This window comes from Flavobacterium soyangense, from assembly GCF_015277675.1.
In the GTDB taxonomy this organism is placed as follows: Bacteria; Bacteroidota; Bacteroidia; order Flavobacteriales; family Flavobacteriaceae; genus Flavobacterium; species Flavobacterium soyangense.
In genome coordinates this window covers 71,098-89,884 of record NZ_JADHEC010000011.1, presented here as the reverse complement: position 1 = coordinate 89,884, position 18,787 = coordinate 71,098, and the positions used below count along the sequence as shown (strand labels likewise).

The window sequence follows — 18,787 nt, the reverse complement described above, 5'->3', positions numbered from 1 at the left end:
TTTTTATTATATTTGACATGGATATTGTTTGTTTTGCGACTTCAAGATACTGAATTTCAGTGTCTTGAGCAATATCTAATTAATATTTTTTACTTCAAATAATTACACCCAACGGGTAATGTATAAACTTGTACATATATATTGTATGTATTTTAGTAATGCGCTATATTTGCATTCACAAAATTAAAAACAATGATTAAGATTAGTTTGCCCGATGGGTCAGTTAAAGAGTTTGCAAAAGGAGTAACTCCTATGGATGTTGCGATAAACATTAGTGAAGGATTTGCCAGAAACGTGATTTCGGCTTCTTTTGATGGTACAATTGTGGAAACCACAACTCCTTTGACGACGGATGGCAGTCTTATATTATATACGTGGAATGACGAAGGCGGTAAAAAGGCTTTCTGGCATTCGACTTCGCATGTGATGGCACAGGTTCTTGAAGAAATGTATCCAGGGATAAAACTGACACTTGGACCAGCAATATCCAATGGTTTTTACTATGATGTTGATTTTGAAGATCAAAAGATTACGGATGCCGATTTCAAAAAAATCGAAGATCGTGTTTTAGCTATTTCGAGAGAGAAACACGAATTTAAATTGCGTCCTGTTTCAAAAGCGGAAGCATTGGAAGTATACAAAGACAACGTTTACAAAACTGAATTGATTACTAATCTTGAAGACGGAACGATTACTTTTTGTGACCATTCTACTTTCACTGATTTGTGTCGTGGTGGTCATATTCCGAATACTGGAATCATTAAGGCAATGAAAATCATGAGTATTGCCGGTGCTTACTGGCGTGGTGATGAAAAGAACAAACAACTTACTCGTGTTTATGGTATTTCATTTCCAAAACAAAAAGACTTAACCGAATACTTAGAATTGCTGGAAGAAGCGAAACGTCGTGACCACAGAAAACTAGGAAAGGAGCTGGAACTGTTTGCTTTTTCGGCAAAAGTTGGTCAAGGTTTGCCATTGTGGTTGCCTAAAGGAGCTGCTTTGCGTGATCGTTTGGAGCAGTTTTTGAAAAAAGCACAAAAGAAAGCGGGTTACGAGCAAGTAGTTACTCCACATATTGGACAAAAAGAATTATATGTGACTTCAGGTCATTATGCTAAATATGGTGCTGATAGTTTTCAACCAATAAATACTCCTGCCGAAGGTGAAGAGTTTTTATTGAAACCTATGAACTGCCCTCATCACTGTGAAATCTTTAATGTAAGACCTTGGTCGTACAAAGATTTACCAAAACGTTACGCAGAATTTGGTACTGTTTATCGTTACGAACAAAGTGGCGAATTACACGGTTTGACTCGTGTTCGTGGGTTTACTCAAGATGATGCCCATATCTTTTGTACGCCAGATCAATTGGATCAAGAATTCAAAAACGTTATTGATTTGGTATTGTATGTTTTTGGCTCGTTAGGATTCGAAAACTTCACGGCTCAGATTTCGTTGCGTGATCAAGAAAACAGAGAAAAATATATAGGAAGCGATGAAAACTGGGAAAAAGCGGAAAATGCGATTATCAATGCCGCTGCCGATAAAGGACTGAAAACAGTTGTCGCTTATGGCGAAGCTGCTTTCTATGGCCCAAAGTTGGACTTTATGGTAAAAGATGCCCTTGGAAGACAATGGCAATTGGGAACCATTCAGGTTGATTACAACCTGCCAGAGCGTTTCGAATTAACTTACAAAGGCTCTGACGATCAACTACATACACCAGTTATGATTCACAGAGCTCCTTTTGGATCGATGGAACGATTTATCGCCATTTTGATCGAACATACAGCAGGTAAATTCCCGCTTTGGCTGATGCCAGAACAGGCTATAATATTGTGTTTGAGTGATAAATATGAAATATATGCGAAAAAAGTTTTAAATCTGCTAGAAAATCACGAAATTCGCGCCCTAATTGACAACAGAAACGAGTCAATTGGAAGAAAAATTAGAGATGCAGAAATGCAAAAAACCCCGTTTATGCTGATTGTAGGCGAGGAAGAAGAGAAAAACGGAACCATATCCATACGTCGTCACGGACAAGAAGGAAAAGGAAACATTACCGTTACAATTGAGGAATTTGCTGCAATTGTAAACGAAGAAATAGGCAAAACATTAAAAACATTTACAGTTTAACTTAAATTATAAAGTCATAGCAATAAGAAGCAATAGAGGTTATCAACCTCGAGTAGAAAAAAAAGATGCCCATAGGATTAATAATCTTATCCGTGGTGTGCAAGAAGTAAGACTTGTGGGTGAAAATATCGAGCCAGGAGTTTTTAAACTTTCTGAAGCGTTACGATTAGCAGACGAATTCGAATTAGACTTGGTTGAAATTTCGCCAAATGCAGAGCCGCCTGTTTGCAAGATAATGGACTATAAAAAGTTTGTTTACATGCAAAAGAAACGTGAAAAAGAGCTTAAAGCAAAATCTACTCAAATTGTAGTAAAAGAAATTCGTTTTGGCCCTCAAACAGATGAGCACGATTATGAATTCAAAAGAAAAAATGCAGAAAAATTTCTGAAAGAAGGTTCTAAATTGAAAGCATTCGTTTTCTTTAAAGGGCGTTCAATCATATATAAAGACCAAGGTCAAATCTTGTTATTGAGATTAGCGACAGATCTTGAAGAATTTGGAAAAGTAGAAGCAATGCCCGTTCTTGAAGGAAAGAGAATGATTATGTTCATTGCCCCGAAGAAAAAGAAATAAGTCTTAAAGTCGAAGGTCATAAAGTCAAAAGTCAGCTACTGATATTTAGACTTTATACATTCAAACTTTGGACTAAAAAATAAGTAAGTAGGAATAAATTAAAAACACTAGGAAAAAATGCCTAAAATGAAAACCAAATCTAGCGCCAAGAAACGTTTTAAAGTTACTGGTTCTGGAAAGATTAAAAGAAAGCATGCTTTCAAAAGTCACATATTGACTAAAAAATCTAAAAAACGTAAATTAGCTTTGACACACTCAGCGCTAGTTCACAAAACAGATATGAAAAGCATCAAACAACAATTAAGAATACTATAGTTGATGGTTTTCGGTTGATGGTTGATGGTAAAAAATTCCAACAACTAAAAACCAATAACTAACAACCAATTCTTTAGGTTAAAACAATTTAAAATAACCTTGGAGTATGGCCTTAAGTTCCCTTGATTAAATTCGGGACGCCAGCTACAAAAACACAAAAAAATTATGCCAAGATCAGTAAATTCAGTTGCTAAAAGAGCAAGAAGAAAAAAGATAATGAAGCAAGCCAAAGGTTTCTTTGGTCGTCGTAAAAACGTTTGGACAGTTGCAAAAAATGCGGTTGAGAAAGCAATGTGCTATGCTTACCGTGACAGAAAAGTGAACAAAAGAAATTTCCGTGCTTTGTGGATTCAACGTATCAACGCTGGAGCCAGATTAGAAGGAATGTCTTATTCACAATTCATCGGGAAATGCAAAGCTAATAACATCGAATTGAACCGTAAAGTTCTTGCCGATTTAGCAATGAATCATCCAGTAGCTTTCAAAGCCATACTTAATAAAGTAAAATAAACGTTTTATCAACTCAATTTAAGATTACTTACTTATATAGAAACCCAATCGAAAGATTGGGTTTTTTTGTGAGTCATTCTCATCTAAAAATATCAGGAGCGTAACATTTGCTTCCCCTTACACGAGTTGTCCCGCTATGCATTTCAATCCACGGGATTGCTTCGTGCCTCGCAATGACGTGGGATTTTCATTGCTATCGGGGCTATTTTACACTTTTTCAATTTCAATCACCTTATTCTAATTAACATAAATAAGAATTTAATCAAACCCACTATTTACTAAGTATATATTTCTTAATTATATATTTTGATATAGGCTTTAATGTTTTTCCTGTTTCGGGATGCAATCCTGGTTGATTAAAATATTCATATTGTTTTTTATCTGGAGATTTTCCATACCAAACTAATGGGTGATTATAATCCCCATTTTTGAAGAATGAGGTAGAATCAGAAACAGTTATCTTTTTGAAATTATCCAAAACATCCTGATTTATCGGACTCACTTCAGCTGTGTCTTTCACTTTATCATATTCAACAGCTTGATAGTGATTTTTTACCCAAACCATACAATTCTTATCTGGGAAAAAATTGCTTTTGACACCATAACCCACTAAACCAAAAACTAACAATACCAAAACTACTAAAACCATTCGTTTCGAAATACTACTCTTTTTAAATTCCTCTAAAACCCCTCCACTTTTTTCAATTGTCTCCTCTCTTTTCTTATCTTTTTTTGAACTTTCATTTATACTAAAATCAGCTGTCAACTTCACTATTTCCTTTCCAGTCAAAAACTTCCTGTATGGTCTTGGATTAAAATCTACCAAAACTGCCATTAAATCCAAATTTACAACCCTAGTTGTTTCTGTTTTATCCTTCAAAAAATTACTGATTGGTCTTAATTTATCCACATCAAAATTTTCTATCTGTTTCCGTTTGTTGGACTTATCATCAAGCTCAAAAAATCTATCCAATATTTCTTGGTCTAATTTGTTGATTCCTTTATCAAACAATACTAAACATAAATTTTTCAATTCGGCAGGAGAAGGTTTTAATAAAAATCCTGAAAAATTTCCGGCTTTAGCATCTTCATATTTAGTCTTTACAGCTGTTTTATAATCATCAGTAGTGTTATTGTTCATAGCCTTTATGGAATTGTTCGGAATCTTCGGAATGATTGGAATCCGTTGTCAATAGTCAGTCTAAAACCCTATTCCTTTGCTTCAGAATTAGTTCTTGTCTTAACCTGCAATTCAGACAAATGTACGAAACTAGTTCTAAAAAAATGTTGCTATTCAGAATGACATATTTATCCGGGAAGTATAAATCCTGCTATTCTGTTTCTGCACATTTCACTTCCCAAAAAAAGCAAAAGAGCAATCCATTTATAATGGATTTAAGCTCAGGCAATGATTCGATTTCAATATCGAACAGCCCAACCTATGTCAAATTTATAATTCAAAAAAAATGAAAAGAATATTTTTAGTATCGATGTACGTCATCGCCAGTATAGTTGTGTTTTCTTGCACAGATGATACCGCGGGAAAATCCCAAAGTAATAATAAAGTGAGAGTAGTAGCAGATAATCCGGGAGATCCCATTCCAATCCCGCCTATTAAACCATAATAAATAAATTATCTCAATAGATTTATTATTATATAATAAATTTCTGTAATTTCGGGAAATGATATTCAAAAAAGTCAATTTCCCGATTTTTGTTTTAGTGGCATTATTTCTCATACTGCAATCCTGCGAAAAAAAACCAAAAAACCTCCCCGATAAAAAAAGTAATCTAAAAGAAATTGACCGTGTCATTGACCTTGGTGACAACTATTTTGAAAAAGTGAAATATGATAGTGCTTACTATTATCTCAATAAGGCAAAGTCTTTATGTAATCCTAGAATAGACAAAACCAGAATCATTTATTCTCTGGCAAGAATGTCCGAAATTCAACAAAACCTAGGAGATTATACCGGTAGTGAGACTACTGCCATTGAAGCTATCCCATTTTTAAATAAAACGATGCATCCATCTTACGAATGTTCCATTTATAATTTACTGGGGATTGTTTATATGAAACTATATGATTATGACAATGCCTTATATTATTACAATATGGGGTTACATTCAAAAATCGACAAAATTCGAAAACTGAAATTCATCCACAATATTGCTGTAACATATATGGCTAAAAATGATTATAATAAAGCCATACAAATTCTCCTTCCTTTGACTTTGAAAAAAGAAATTATAAATGATTCGGCATCTTATTCAAAAGTACTTGATAATCTAGGTTATTCTTACTTCAAAGTGGGTAATACTAAAGGAATTGATTATTTAAATCAGGGCATAAAAATAAAAAAAAGAACAAAGGATGACTTAGGAATGGCGACAAGCTATCTTAATCTTACTAAATATTACAAACAAACCAATCCGCGATTAGCTAATAATTATGCGCAAATGGCTTACGAAAAAGCTACAAAAGTGAATAATGTTGATAATCGATTGGAATCATTAGCATTATTAATCCAATCCAGCACGGGAAATCAATCGAAACTCTATTTCGAAAAATACATCCATATCAATGATAGCATCATTAAAGCTAGACAAAAAGCAAGAAATCAATTTGCCAAAATAAAATACGATTCTAAGAAAGAAAAGGATGAAAATCAAGCTTTAAAAAGCCAGAAAGCCCAAACTGCATTTGAACTGGAGCAACAAAAAAACAAAAACCTGCTCTTGTATTTTTTGATATTAATTGGCTTTATATCTACTGTTTTTCTATATCATTTTTTAAAAGCAATAAACAAAAAAGAAAAAATTCAAACCTCCTACGATACTGAAACCCGAATTGCCAAAAAACTGCATGACGAACTTGCAAACGATGTCTATCACACCATGGCATTTGCAGAAACGCAAGATTTGTCTTCTAGTCAAAACAAAGAGATATTGCTCAATAATTTGGATACCATTTATTCAAGAACACGCAATATTTCCAAAGAAAACAGTTCAATTGACACGGGATTGCAATTTGTTTCAAGTCTAAAAGAAATGATGGCAGGTTTCAGTACTGAAGCTACAAATGTCTTGATCAACGAACTGGACATAGTTAATTGGAACGCATTGGAAGCAAATAAAAAAATTATTGTTTATCGCGTGTTACAAGAACTATTGGTCAATATGAAAAAGCACAGTCAATCCAGTTTGGCCGTAATTACTTTTAAAAAAATTGAAAATAAATTAAAAATTGAATACAGTGATAACGGGATTGGAACAGCATTCGATAAAATAAATTCAAGAAATGGACTGCAAAATGTGGAAAACCGTATTCTGGCTATAAAAGGAACTATTACTTTTGATACTGAATCTGGAAAAGGATTCAAAACAAGTTTCACAATCCCTTTATAATTAATATCATTATGTTCAAAAAAGTTTTAGTAGCCGAAGATTTTGATAGTATCAGTATCACGGTTGCACAAGCACTTGAGGAACTTTCCGTTTCTGAAATTCACCACGCCAAATACTGTGACGATGCTTTTTTAAAAATAAAAAAAGCAATCAAAGACAATTTGCCTTACGATTTATTGATTAGCGATTTATCTTTCAAAACTGATCACCGAGAAAATAAATTAAACTCTGGCGACGAATTGATTGCAGCCATAAAAAAAGTACAACCTGACATAAAAACAGTAGTTTTTTCTATTGAAGACAAATCCTTTAGGATAAAATCACTTTTTAATGATTTAGGTATTAATGCCTACGTTGCTAAGGGAAGAAACAGTATTCCGGAACTCAAAAAAGCCATTCAAGGAGTTTTTAACAATAACACAAAAATTCTGTCTCAAGAATTAACCCATGCATTAAGGGACAAATCCTTAATAGAAATTGAAACGTATGATATTTCACTTCTAAAGTTATTATCTAAAGGATTAATTTTAGATGAAATTGCATTAGATTTCAAAAACTCAGGAATTATTCCCAATGGCAGCAGCAGTATTGAGAAACGAATCAACAAACTCAAGATATTCTTCAAAGCCAATAACAATGTACATCTTATTGCCATTGCTAAAGATTTGGGGTTAGTGTGATTTTAATTGAAGATTGAAGATTGCGTTGTTTTAATTCTTTTCCTTTTCAAAATTTTTAAAAATATTTACTGTTTTACGGTTTCCCGTAAGGATGTACTTTTTATTGGATTTACATTTGAAAAAAAAATCGTAAACCCCATGAAACGATACACCGTAAACGACCGCAACATTATCTCTGTTGGCTATGACGAGATGCATAAAACACTCGAAATAGAATTCAAACTTCAAGCCATTCATCAGTACTTTGGAGTGTCTTTAGATGCATTTGTAGCTCTAATGAAAGCTCCAGAAATAGAAACTCATTATTTTAATTTTGTGTATTGTCAGTATTATTTTGATGTTGAATAATCATTTTTTTTTCGATTTACGGTTTCCCGTAAGGATGTGACTTATATTCGGATTAATTTTGGAATTAATTAAAACATATTTTGGAAACTAACCGCAAACAAAATTGCAATCAATGAAAATCATTCAGAAATTAACCAGTAAAAAGAAAAAATAACTTCAAATTCAATCATTATTTCTGTCGCAATTATTTTTTCTTTTATTCTGGTTTTAGTGAAAACAAGTTGGTTAAGTCTTGATTGGAAAATCACTTTTATTCCATTAATGTTCGCATTGCAAATTGTTTTCCTGATAGCGGCTTTAAAAAACAGATACAAAAAGCATTAAAATTCCATAAAAAGCAAAATAGAATTTAATTTAGTTTGATTATAAAATCCAACTTACATTAAAAAATAAATTATGATGGAGAAAGAAGTTGAAAGTATTTTAAAAAACACAAATAAGTGCTGTGCAAACGCTTTGAATAAATGGGACAAGTATCTTAATGATTATGAAAACTATGTAAAGGAATACATTAAAGATTATAAAAAATCGCTAAAAGGTAATCTCGTTTCACTCTCAAAATACCCATATATGAAAGCAAAATCTGAAGCATTGTGTGAGCAACTTAATGATGCCCAAAACAAAAGTCTCCTGACTAAAAAGCAACTGAAACGAATATCAAAAATTCAAACAAAAATGCTATAAATGCGTTGTGCCAAAATATAATTTAACCAAATAAATGAAAAAAATTAGCTTAAAAATGTTGCTTCTTCTTTGCTGCATTTTCATTTCCTGTAATTCAAAAATAGAAAAAAAACAACCAACAATCTTTTACAACTACAACAATAACCAAAATTACAAACTTGATGATGACGAAATAATAAAGAGGAGCACTAAAGCATCAAAAACTAAAAAACACAAACTTGAAAAAGTTAGAAATAAGAAATGAAATTTTTAAAATTCACGAAAAATTACCTTAAATGAGATTTTCCGTAAAGAAATCATTTTTAATGAGCGTAAATTTGGATAAAAAATAAGCTATTTCAATGAAAAAAATTTCGTTTTTCGCTATTGATTTAGTTATGTCTATACAATTAGTTGTAATGTCTTTTGGGTTTGTTTGTGCGGTTTTTTTGATGTTGAAAATATGGAGAAATAAATTGAAAGTGGAGTCCAGAAACCACTAAAATAAACGGGGAAGCTGAAAATCCTTAATAGTATGGAAAATTATACAAATAAAGCTCAGATAATATCAATCTTGGTCATTTAAATTTAAATTTTCAAGAAGAATGCTAGGTTTTATTTTAAGGGCAAACGCCAATTTAAACAATAGATTAATTGTCATACCTTGTTTGTTATCAAACAGCCTTCTGATTGTTTTTTCATCACAATTAGCCGCTTTTGCAAATGCAAGCTTGTTACCATTGAATTTTTCCAAGAATAAAATATATATTCTTTTGGTTATTTCCAATTGTATTTCATCCAGTTCACTTTGCATAAAACAAATGAAAACAACGATAACAAAATAAATTTTAATTAGACACGGCTTTTTAGCCGAAAATTTTCACATTTGTTTTAAGCAAAATAGATTCAAGTGAGAAAAATAGAAGTAAAACATTATTAATGTTGTATTTCTGTAATGAAGATATAAAGATTGCAACGATTATATTTTACAATTAACATTAAAAAATCAAGCCATTAAATAAAAACCAATTATTAAAAAAGACCTCAAATGTGGGAAACCGTAAAAAAGTGATTTTTTATAGTTATAGGTTTGTTTTTGAAATACTAAACTAAAAAATAACTTGATGAAATTAATCAAATAAATAGAAAATATTAATTGAATTATTTTTTGATTCAAAATAAATAAAACCAAAACAATATGGCAATAATAGATGTGTTAAAATATGACGGTCCAAATAATGTTTTAGCTTGGAAATGGAGACCAAAAATTGTAAGTAAACGTGATGAAGAATTAAGACTTGGAACTCAACTTATTGTTAATCAATCCCAACAAGCAATTTTTATTAAGGGCGGTCAAATTCTAGATATTTTTGAATCTGGTACGCACACTTTATCTACTCAAAATTTACCAATATTATCAAAACTTATAGGACTTGCATTTGGTGGACAAAGTCCATTCAAAGCTGAAGTTTATTTTATAAATAAAGCTATTGCAATGGATACAAAGTTCGGGCTTATCCCTTTTAATATGCTTGAACCAAACTTTAGAGTTCCAATTCCAATTACATCAAGAGGAAGTTTTGCAATTAAGGTTACAGATGTTAAAACATTTATAAATCAAATAATAGGGACGGTTCCTGACTTTGAAGTAAATAAATTAACTCAATTTTTCAGAGGAATAATAACAGAAAATGTAAAAACTGCTATCACAAAAATTTCAAAAGAACGAAATCTAAATCCACTTGAATTAGAATCAATAGTTTCAGAAGTTTCTGACACAGTTAAGGGTATTATCTCTGACGCACTTTCGATTTATGGATTACATTTAGAATTTTTCAATATTGAAGCTATTCCAGTAGTAGATGAAGATCCAAGAGTTAAGAAAATTGTAGAAGATTTTCATCGCCTAATGTCTCAAGATATGGAAGAGAGAATGAGGCTGAAACGTAGAGGAGAAAATTTAGAAGTTTATAAAATTGAACGAACTTTTGATACAACAGAAAAAGCAGCCGAAAATATTGGTGGTGGTGTTGGTGGAGAAGGCGGGATTTTAGGAACAGTTGTAGGACTTGGCATGGCAATGCCAATTGCTAATACAATGGGAAATCTTATGACAAATGCTACTAAAAATATCCAACAAAATTCAGAAAATAATATCATTGTAAATAAAGATGAAATATTAAAACTATTAAGGGAGTTAGGAGAATTGAAAATTGCGGGAATTTTAACAGAAGAAGAATTCACAGAAAAGAAAAAAGAACTTTTATCTAAACTATAAACATAAATGCCAAATTGTAATTCTTGTAAAAATCCAGTCTCTGTAACATCAATTCATTGTGAGTGGTGCGGAGCAAAAATAATTCGTGTTGAAGAAATAAAATCTGAAAACAACGGAAAGAATTCTGAAAGTAGTTTAACCGATTTTATGAATAAACTTAATGACGTTGAAAATGAAATTATAAAAGAAAATGATGGTGCGGGTACTTGGGGTGTGCTGGACGGAATGCTGACAAGAGCTTTTGGAAATTCAAAAATTGATAGTTTAAATCAAAAAAAAGCAACTATTATTAAGACTTTTCCTTTACCTAAAAATCCTGATGATTTATTGGAAATAGGCAATTTATCCGTGTCAAATTTTAAAAACACTAAAGTAAATAAAGTTGCATTAACAGATAATGCAAGAAATGAAAATAAAATAAATAAGCCCATAAAAGATGCTTGGAAAACAAAAGCAGAACAGGCAATAAGCCTATTGACTATCTATTCACAAACCGATGATTTCATTCGCCAGCAAATTGAATTATTAAAATTGGAACTTGTAGAAGACAAAAAAGGTTGGTTCAAATAAAAGTTTAAATAAATATTCATTAATAATTAAAAAACAAAAATTATGTTATCAATTAAAGAACTTGTAAGTGAAGACCAAGACACGAAAGTAATTGAAAAAGTATTACCAAAAGTACAAGATTATTGCACTTCAAATGAAGAGATACAATATATAGCTGTGCAAAAGAAAACTCTTGGAGTAAATTTTTCGCCTGATTGTATAGCTTTAACTAACAAAAGAATAATCTTAATTAGACCAAAAACATTTGGTCTAACTTTAGATTTTAAAGATTATTCTTGGATTAATGTTGCCGATGTACACATGAAAGAAGGTGTATTTGCTGCAACTGTAACTATAAAAACTACAACTGGCAAAACTGATAGTATGGAAGATATTCCAAAAGCACAAGCAAGAAGACTTTATAGATTTGCTCAGGAAATGGAAGAGAATAAAAGAGAAGAACGTAGGCATAGAGATTTAGAAGATAAAAGAGCTATTGCTGGTGGTGGAATTACCATTAATACTCCTTCTTCACAACCACAAACTGCAATTGCAGAAGACCCTATGGAAAAATTAACAAAGTTAAAAGTAATGTTAGATAACGGAATTTTGACACAAGAAGAATTTGATACTGCAAAAAAGGATATATTATCAAAAATGTAAACAAATAGTATAATAGTAAGGACTTATAGTTCAAGTTTCTACTATTATTTATTAATCTAACTTTAAATGAAAAATCTATTTCTTATAATTGGTGTAATTTTAATTTTATTAAATACATTAACAGGTATATTAATCTCAACATATCATCCATTTAATTATTTAATGGTAGACTTTAGTATTTTATTTTCAACCTTTTTGATTTATTTGTTTTCTAATAGTAATATTTCAACAGGTTATAAAATAGGTTTAACAGCTATTTTTATATTGACTGGACTTATAAAAATTGTTTTTTGTCTAGTTTCCTCTCCACAATTACAAGATAATTTTTTAATGATTTCAGTATTAGGAATATTAGCCTTTGAAATTACTTGTATAATAAGTGCATTTACAATGAGGAAATTTTCTTAAAAACAAACAACAAATGTGTTTATAATCACACCTGCTTTTTAATTATATAAAAGAAATCTGGATTATATGTACAAATTGATCCATAACAATTAAATTTTGGGGAGTAACTGAAAATCCATACGAGTAGGAAAATTAAAATTCAAACAAAATGAAAAAATTAATTGTTTTATCGTGCGCTCTATTTTTGCTAGTATCATGCAAAAAATCTGTCGAAAATGTTGAAGAACCAATTGTTGGAACTGAAAGCATTGATACATCAGCAGTTGCAGAAACAACTTTAGAAAACACGGAAATTACAAGTACAGGAAGTCAGGACTATGATAAAATGCTTGACGACTATGAAGAATATGTTGTGGAGTATGTTAAGTTTTACAAAAAAGCAATGAAAGGTGATACCGATGCGTTATCTGAATATCCAGCAATGATGGAAAAAGCAACCGAATTGCAAAAAAGTATGCAAGAAGCACAGGGCAATGATCAATTAAGTATGGAACAAATTACGAGAATGTCTAAAATACAAACTAAAATGTTACAGGCAATGCAATAATATTTTTTAAGTTTTTGGAAATTTCATTTTAGCAAAATAATAAATAAACCCATCGGGCTAATGTATTATTTTTTTTCACCAATTGCTCCTTAGTTAATACGACTAAGGAGCAATTTTAAATAATAAATATCCTCAATGAAAAAATGGCTTACTTTATCTTTTATATTTTTTTCTACTGTCATTTTTCCGCAAACCAAACTCCTTTTCTGGAACCTCGAAAACTTTGGAAAATCAAAATCAGAAACAACAATAAGCTATATTGCCAACACTTTAAGAGATTATGACATCATTGCCATTCAAGAAGTTGTGGCGGGTTATGGTGGCGCACAAGCTATAGCCAAACTAACAGACGAACTCAATCGCAAAGGAGCCCAATGGGATTATGTAATTAACGACCCAACGAGTAACAGTGCATATAAAACTGAGCGTTATGCTTTTCTCTGGAGAACCAGCAAAATTAAGAAAATAGGAAAAGCTTGGCTCGAAAAGAAATACCATTTAGAGATTGACAGAGAACCTTATTTCTGCACGTTTGAATATGAAAAGATACAATTCACGGTGGCTAATTTTCACGCCATAACCAAAAAAAGGCAACCTGAAACGGAGATCAAATATTTCAAATTCCTGCCCGAGGAATATCCAAGTCTGAATTTGATATTTGTGGGAGATTTTAATTGTCCGCAATCGCATATGGTTTTTAATCCTTTAAAGAAAATGGGGTATCAATCTATTTTGATCAATCAGAAGACATCATTGAAAAAAGAGTGTAAAAATGGCAATTGTCTCGCTTCGGAATTTGATAATATGTTTTATAATTCTTCAAAAATTACAGCACTAAATGCGGGAATCATTACTTTTTACAAAAATTTCAATTCCTTGCAAGAAGCCCGAATAATCTCAGATCATATTCCTATTTGGATGGAATTCTCCTTGTATTAATTACTGAAAAACCTCAAAATTCTCCCCATCAAAACTGGCATAAACCATACTGGGATGTGAATCTTGATGAAACATATTTCCTTTATTATCAATAGCAATAGCTCCAGCAAAACCATCATAAGGCTTTAATTCGTTGAAAGTTTTGGTGAAAGCATCTTGAAGCGAAAATCCATCGGTAACTCGCGTAACAATTTTTGCAGCAGTCGCATTGCTTACAATGTCTTCACCAACACCGGTCAAACTTACACCACAAAATTTGTTGGCATAATTTCCGGCCACGGTGGCTGAATCGGATATTCGTCCCGGAATTTCAAACCCTTTTCCTCCTGTCGATGTGGCAACCGCCAGTTTTCCATTTTTGTCCAAAGCTACACAACCTACAGTTCCCGTTCCTGAAGCTTTGCGTTTTGCTTCGTATTCGGCTCGGCGTTGTGGAATTTCTGTTGAACATTTTTCAAAACCATTTTGTCTGGCAAAGGTGGTTGCGCCACTTCCTCCAAGCACTCTGTCATCATAATTAAATAAAACTTCGGCCACCTGAATGGGATTTTTCACTTCTTCAATATTGATAACACCACTCATTTTTTGGGTTGAACCATCCATCAAAGCCGCACTCATCCTGATTTTTCCATCACTTTGAATTTGGGAACCCAAGCCAGCATTAAACAATTCATCGTCTTCCAAAAGGGAAACTGCAAAAACTACTGTTTCTAAAGCGGAATGTGTTTTCAAAAATTCATAAGAATTCTTTACAATTCTTTCTAAAGATTGTTGCTTGGCTATTTTGGTTTCGTGATTGGTAGATGATTCTGAGAAAAAACCACCGTGGATTATTAGTTTCATAGATTGCAGATTGCAGATTGCAGATTGCAGATTGCAGATTTCAGGTAGGAACTGCCATCTGAAAACTGAAAACTGCCATCTGATTTATATGTATTGCGAAGATTTGATAGTCATTTTATACGTATCGAGATCGAAAGTATCATATTTGCTCATCACGTGGGTTACCAAATGTGAGATTGAAATGGGTTGTCCTAATTCGACTTCGGTTAAATTCGTATCTTTTATTTTGCGACCATCCACTAAAATCACCAGTCCAGAGCCTATGGCTTCCATTTGTCGTCCATTGGTAATCAGCAAACCGGTATCTTCGCCAAGACCTATTCCAAGCACTTTTGGATTACCTACAACAGCCTGAAATAATCTTCCAATTCTGCCTCGCTGTACAAAATGTGTGTCAATAACCACATCGTCAATCAAACCTAAACCGCTGGTGATTTTCACTTCACCCTTCAATAATGCTTCTGAACTGCTTCCTTGATAAATCATATTATTGGAAGCCGCAGCTGCTCCAGCCGAAGTTCCAGCGTAAATAAAATCTTCATTCCTGTATTTTTCCAAAAGAATATCGTGAAAAGGAGTTCCGCCAAGAATAGAAGTCAGACGTAATTGATCACCACCAGTAAACATAACAACATCAGCAGCTTTCAATCTTTCTAAAATTATTGGATCTGATGCTTGTTCTCTCGTAACAATATCTAAAACATCAACATTATTTGCATCTAAATAGCTTAAGGCTTTAAGGTATTCAGGACCAATCTCTTTTGGGATTTTAGATGCTGTTGTAACTACTTCAATTCGAGATAGTTCATTGTATTTTGACTCGTCGATAATTCTTTTTAAAATTCCAGTTTCAAAAAAATTCAAGTTCTTTGCAGCACTTTTATCAAAGTCTGTTTCAGTAAAACTTCCTTTGTCTACCGCACCACCTATTATTATTAGTTTTCCAAATATGTTCATTTGGTAAAAATAACCAAAAACATAAAGGGAGCAATTGAAGTCTTGTTTTTTTTCCAATAATTTATAACCAATGAAAGTTAATAATTATAAACTCGATAAATTTTGATAACTAACTTTAAAAATCTAACTTAGTTGCATTATATTCATTTTTTTTAATAAAATTCCTTATCAATTTTTATTAAAACCCTAAAAAAGAATATTTAAAAACATCACAATCAATTAATTATCCCAAAACTAAACTTTCTGTTTTATGAAAATATTAAAAATACAAGCGCTTCGTGGTCCAAATATTTGGAGTATCCAAAGAAAAAAATTAATCCAAATGCGTTTAGATTTAGAGGAAATGGAACAATTTCCTACGAATAAAATAGATGGATTTAAAGAAAGATTAGAAACCATGTTCCCAACCATGATTGAGCATCGTTGCTCAGAAGGTTGTCGAGGTGGATTTTTTATGCGCTTGGAAAAAGGGACATGGATGGGGCATGTTATTGAACATATTGCACTTGAAATTCAAACATTAGCAGGAATGGATACGGGTTTTGGGAGAACAAGAGAAACCAAAACTCCGGGAACCTACAATGTTGTTTTTAGTTATACCGAAGAAAATGTTGGCCTTTTTGCTGCCGAAAGTGCAGTTGCAATTGCCGAAGCATTAATAAAAGGAGTTCCTTATGATTTGGATTCCGATTTGCAAAAAATGCGGGAAATTCGGGAACGTGTTCGTCTTGGACCAAGCACCGGAAGCATCGTCGAAGAAGCTGTAAACAGAGATATTCCTTGGATCCGATTGGGAACTAATTCCTTAGTACAACTGGGATATGGAGTAAATCAAATGCGTTTTCAGGCAACTATAACTTGCAAAACCAGCAGCATAGCCGTAGATATGGCGTGCAACAAAGAGCTTACAAAAAAAATGCTCGATATGGCTTCGATTCCTGTTGCCAATGGAAGTATTTGCGTTGACGAAGAAGATTTGGCAGAAACCATAGAAAAAATTGGCTACCCGATTGTCCTGAAACCATTGGATGGCAATCACGGAAAAGGAGCTTCAATTAATGTAACTAATTGGGAAGATGCTGTTTCAGGTTTGGCTTTCGCCAAAAAATACAGCAATCGTATCATAGTAGAAAAATTTATTACAGGTTTTGATTTCAGAATATTAGTAATTGATAATAAACTTGTCGCAGCTGCAAAACGTGTTCCTGCTCATGTTGTTGGTGATGACCTAAATTCTATTCGAGAATTGATAGACAAAACCAACTTAGATCCAAGGCGTGGTTATGGCCACGAAAATGTATTGACTCAAATAGATGTTGATCGAGATACCGAAGATTTATTGGATAAATTAAATTACACCTTGGAAACCATTCCAAAAAATGGCGAAATAGTTTATCTCAAATCGACAGCCAATTTAAGTACTGGCGGAACCTCTGTTGATATCACCGATATGTTGCATCCGGAAAATATATTTCTTGCCGAAAGAATTTCAAGAGTCATAGGATTAGACATTTGTGGCGTGGATATAATGGCCGAAAATTTAACTCAACCCCTAAAAGAAAATGGAGGCGTTATTCTCGAAGTCAATGCAGCTCCAGGTTTCAGGATGCACCTAGCTCCTTCTGAAGGGTTGCCACGAAATGTAGCCGCACCAGTTATTGACATGCTTTATCCTCCGGGAAAAACCTGTCGCATCCCTATCATTGCGGTTACGGGAACCAATGGAAAAACAACTACTACCCGACTTTTGGCTCATATTATAAAAAATAATGGTTATAAAGTAGGCTTCACAACTTCAGATGGAATTTACATCCAAAACCATATGATGGAGAAAGGTGATACTACGGGTCCACAAAGTGCCGAATATGTTTTGAGAGATCCAACCGTAGAATTTGCTGTTTTAGAAACTGCCCGTGGCGGAATTTTGCGCTCTGGTCTTGGCTTCAGCCGTTGTGACATTGGTATAATTACCAATATTCAGGAAGACCATTTAGGAATAAGCGACATCCACACCCTTGATGATTTGGCTCGCGTAAAAAGTACCGTAGTGAAAAGTATCAAAAAAGACGGATGGGCCATTTTAAATGCTGAAGATGAACAATGTATAAAAATTGGTTCTGAACTGAGTTGTAATGTTGCTTATTTTAGTTTGACTGAAGAAAATCCGTTAATTAAAAAACTATGTGCCGAAGGAAAAACTGTTGCAGTCTATGAAAACGGATATATTACTATCAAAAAAGGGGAATGGAAAATCCGAATCGAACGAGCCACACATGTTCCGTTAACCCTTGGCGGTAAAGCAAAATTCATGATTGCCAATGTTCTTGCAGCCACTTTAGCCAGTTATTTATGGGGTTTCAAAACCGAAGATATTAGCTTGTCACTGCAAACGTTTATTCCAAGTGCTGCACAAACTCCAGGTAGAATGAACATTTTCGAGTTCAAAAAATTTAAGGTTTTAATTGATTTTGCACACAATGCTTCCGGTTACAGAGGAGTCGAAGAGTTTTTACAAAGTGTTGAAGCTACAAAAAAGATTGGAATAATTGCCGGAGTTGGAGACCGCAGAGATGAAGATATCAAAGAATGTGCTAGTATTGCCGCAAGAATGTTTGACCATATTATCATTCGCCAAGAAAAATATTTAAGAGGAAGAACTGAAGAAGAAATCATTGATTTGATACTCGAAGGAATTAAAAATTCAGGTAAAAAAGTAACTTACGAAATTATTCCAAAAGAAACGGAAGCCATCAGACATGCAATTGATAGTGCTGAAGAAGGAAGTTTTATCACTGCTTTAAGTGATGTTGTCACTAATGCTATTGAAATTGTTCAGGAATACTTGGACAAAGAAAATGAACAGGACTTAGTTTAATTATCCTTTTATAAACCATAAGGATGATAATTATAGATCTATAAAAAGTCTGTAATCGTCATCCTTTTTGTACTTTTATACACCATTAAAA

The 18,787-nt window shown here is 32.8% G+C and carries 19 protein-coding genes; 15 read left to right on the top strand and 4 right to left on the bottom strand.

Going from position 1 to position 18,787, the window contains the following annotated elements:
- Nucleotides 1-192: 192 nt before the first annotated feature.
- The 4 genes from thrS (at nucleotide 193) to rplT (ending at nucleotide 3,538) form a co-directional block, all read left to right on the top strand.
- The gene (gene thrS, locus IR213_RS07050) at nucleotides 193-2,139 is read left to right on the top strand and encodes a threonine--tRNA ligase (protein WP_194311602.1); all 1,947 of its coding nucleotides are present in this window, start codon (nucleotides 193-195) and stop codon (nucleotides 2,137-2,139) included.
- Nucleotides 2,140-2,155: 16 nt separating this feature from the next.
- Nucleotides 2,156-2,713, top strand: coding sequence for a translation initiation factor IF-3 (gene infC, locus IR213_RS07045; protein WP_394344383.1), 558 nt, complete (start codon nucleotides 2,156-2,158; stop codon nucleotides 2,711-2,713).
- A gap of 117 nt (nucleotides 2,714-2,830) precedes the next feature.
- Nucleotides 2,831-3,028: a 50S ribosomal protein L35 gene (gene rpmI / locus IR213_RS07040; RefSeq protein ID WP_194311601.1), complete on the top strand. Its 198-nt coding sequence runs from the start codon at nucleotides 2,831-2,833 to the stop codon at nucleotides 3,026-3,028.
- A 165-nt stretch (nucleotides 3,029-3,193) separates the two neighbouring features.
- The gene (gene rplT, locus IR213_RS07035) at nucleotides 3,194-3,538 is read left to right on the top strand and encodes a 50S ribosomal protein L20 (RefSeq protein WP_194311600.1); all 345 of its coding nucleotides are present in this window, start codon (nucleotides 3,194-3,196) and stop codon (nucleotides 3,536-3,538) included.
- A gap of 271 nt (nucleotides 3,539-3,809) precedes the next feature.
- Here rplT and IR213_RS07030 read toward each other — a convergent pair whose 3' ends face one another.
- Complete coding sequence (locus IR213_RS07030; RefSeq protein ID WP_194311599.1) at nucleotides 3,810-4,679, bottom strand: hypothetical protein; 870 nt, start codon at nucleotides 4,677-4,679, stop codon at nucleotides 3,810-3,812.
- A 542-nt stretch (nucleotides 4,680-5,221) separates the two neighbouring features.
- Here IR213_RS07030 and IR213_RS07025 point away from each other — a divergent pair.
- The 4 genes from IR213_RS07025 to IR213_RS07010 all read left to right on the top strand — a co-directional run bounded on the left by IR213_RS07025 (nucleotide 5,222) and on the right by IR213_RS07010 (nucleotide 8,658).
- Nucleotides 5,222-6,946, top strand: a complete 1,725-nt coding sequence (locus IR213_RS07025; protein WP_194311598.1) for a tetratricopeptide repeat-containing sensor histidine kinase — start codon at nucleotides 5,222-5,224, stop codon at nucleotides 6,944-6,946.
- Nucleotides 6,947-6,957: 11 nt separating this feature from the next.
- Nucleotides 6,958-7,626, top strand: a complete 669-nt coding sequence (locus IR213_RS07020) for a DNA-binding transcriptional response regulator (protein ID WP_194311597.1) — start codon at nucleotides 6,958-6,960, stop codon at nucleotides 7,624-7,626.
- Nucleotides 7,627-7,764: 138 nt separating this feature from the next.
- Complete coding sequence (locus IR213_RS07015) at nucleotides 7,765-7,974, top strand: KTSC domain-containing protein (RefSeq protein ID WP_194311596.1); 210 nt, start codon at nucleotides 7,765-7,767, stop codon at nucleotides 7,972-7,974.
- Between the two features lie 396 nt (nucleotides 7,975-8,370).
- On the top strand, nucleotides 8,371-8,658 hold the full coding sequence (locus IR213_RS07010) for a hypothetical protein (RefSeq protein WP_194311595.1): 288 nt from the start codon (nucleotides 8,371-8,373) through the stop codon (nucleotides 8,656-8,658).
- A 547-nt stretch (nucleotides 8,659-9,205) separates the two neighbouring features.
- Here IR213_RS07010 and IR213_RS07005 read toward each other — a convergent pair.
- Nucleotides 9,206-9,451 carry an XRE family transcriptional regulator gene (locus IR213_RS07005; RefSeq protein WP_194311594.1) on the bottom strand — a complete coding sequence of 82 codons (246 nt, stop codon included), beginning with the start codon at nucleotides 9,449-9,451 and terminating at the stop codon, nucleotides 9,206-9,208.
- 384 nt (nucleotides 9,452-9,835) lie between these two features.
- Between IR213_RS07005 and IR213_RS07000 the strand changes: the two genes are divergently transcribed.
- The 6 genes from IR213_RS07000 (at nucleotide 9,836) to IR213_RS06975 (ending at nucleotide 14,021) form a co-directional block, all read left to right on the top strand.
- The gene (locus IR213_RS07000) at nucleotides 9,836-10,915 is read left to right on the top strand and encodes an SPFH domain-containing protein (protein ID WP_194311593.1); all 1,080 of its coding nucleotides are present in this window, start codon (nucleotides 9,836-9,838) and stop codon (nucleotides 10,913-10,915) included.
- Between the two features lie 6 nt (nucleotides 10,916-10,921).
- A complete protein-coding gene (locus tag IR213_RS06995; RefSeq protein WP_194311592.1) occupies nucleotides 10,922-11,485 on the top strand; it encodes a hypothetical protein in 564 nt (187 codons plus the stop codon).
- 42 nt (nucleotides 11,486-11,527) lie between these two features.
- Complete coding sequence (locus IR213_RS06990) at nucleotides 11,528-12,127, top strand: PH domain-containing protein (protein ID WP_194311591.1); 600 nt, start codon at nucleotides 11,528-11,530, stop codon at nucleotides 12,125-12,127.
- A 66-nt stretch (nucleotides 12,128-12,193) separates the two neighbouring features.
- Nucleotides 12,194-12,535 (top strand): hypothetical protein, encoded by a 342-nt coding sequence (locus IR213_RS06985; protein ID WP_194311590.1) that lies wholly within the window; start codon nucleotides 12,194-12,196, stop codon nucleotides 12,533-12,535.
- A gap of 148 nt (nucleotides 12,536-12,683) precedes the next feature.
- Entirely contained in the window at nucleotides 12,684-13,082 is a 399-nt protein-coding gene (locus tag IR213_RS06980) for a DUF6591 domain-containing protein (protein WP_194311589.1), read from the top strand.
- A gap of 135 nt (nucleotides 13,083-13,217) precedes the next feature.
- A complete protein-coding gene (locus IR213_RS06975) occupies nucleotides 13,218-14,021 on the top strand; it encodes an endonuclease/exonuclease/phosphatase family protein (protein WP_194311588.1) in 804 nt (267 codons plus the stop codon).
- Here the strand turns inward: IR213_RS06975 and IR213_RS06970 are convergent, their stop codons facing one another.
- Nucleotides 14,022-14,864: an isoaspartyl peptidase/L-asparaginase gene (locus IR213_RS06970; RefSeq protein ID WP_194311587.1), complete on the bottom strand. Its 843-nt coding sequence runs from the start codon at nucleotides 14,862-14,864 to the stop codon at nucleotides 14,022-14,024.
- 84 nt (nucleotides 14,865-14,948) lie between these two features.
- Nucleotides 14,949-15,821: a cyanophycinase gene (locus IR213_RS06965; RefSeq protein ID WP_194311586.1), complete on the bottom strand. Its 873-nt coding sequence runs from the start codon at nucleotides 15,819-15,821 to the stop codon at nucleotides 14,949-14,951.
- A 250-nt stretch (nucleotides 15,822-16,071) separates the two neighbouring features.
- On the opposite strand from IR213_RS06965, the gene cphA reads away from it, so the two are divergent.
- On the top strand, nucleotides 16,072-18,696 hold the full coding sequence (gene cphA / locus IR213_RS06960; RefSeq protein ID WP_194311585.1) for a cyanophycin synthetase: 2,625 nt from the start codon (nucleotides 16,072-16,074) through the stop codon (nucleotides 18,694-18,696).
- Nucleotides 18,697-18,787: the final 91 nt, after the last annotated feature.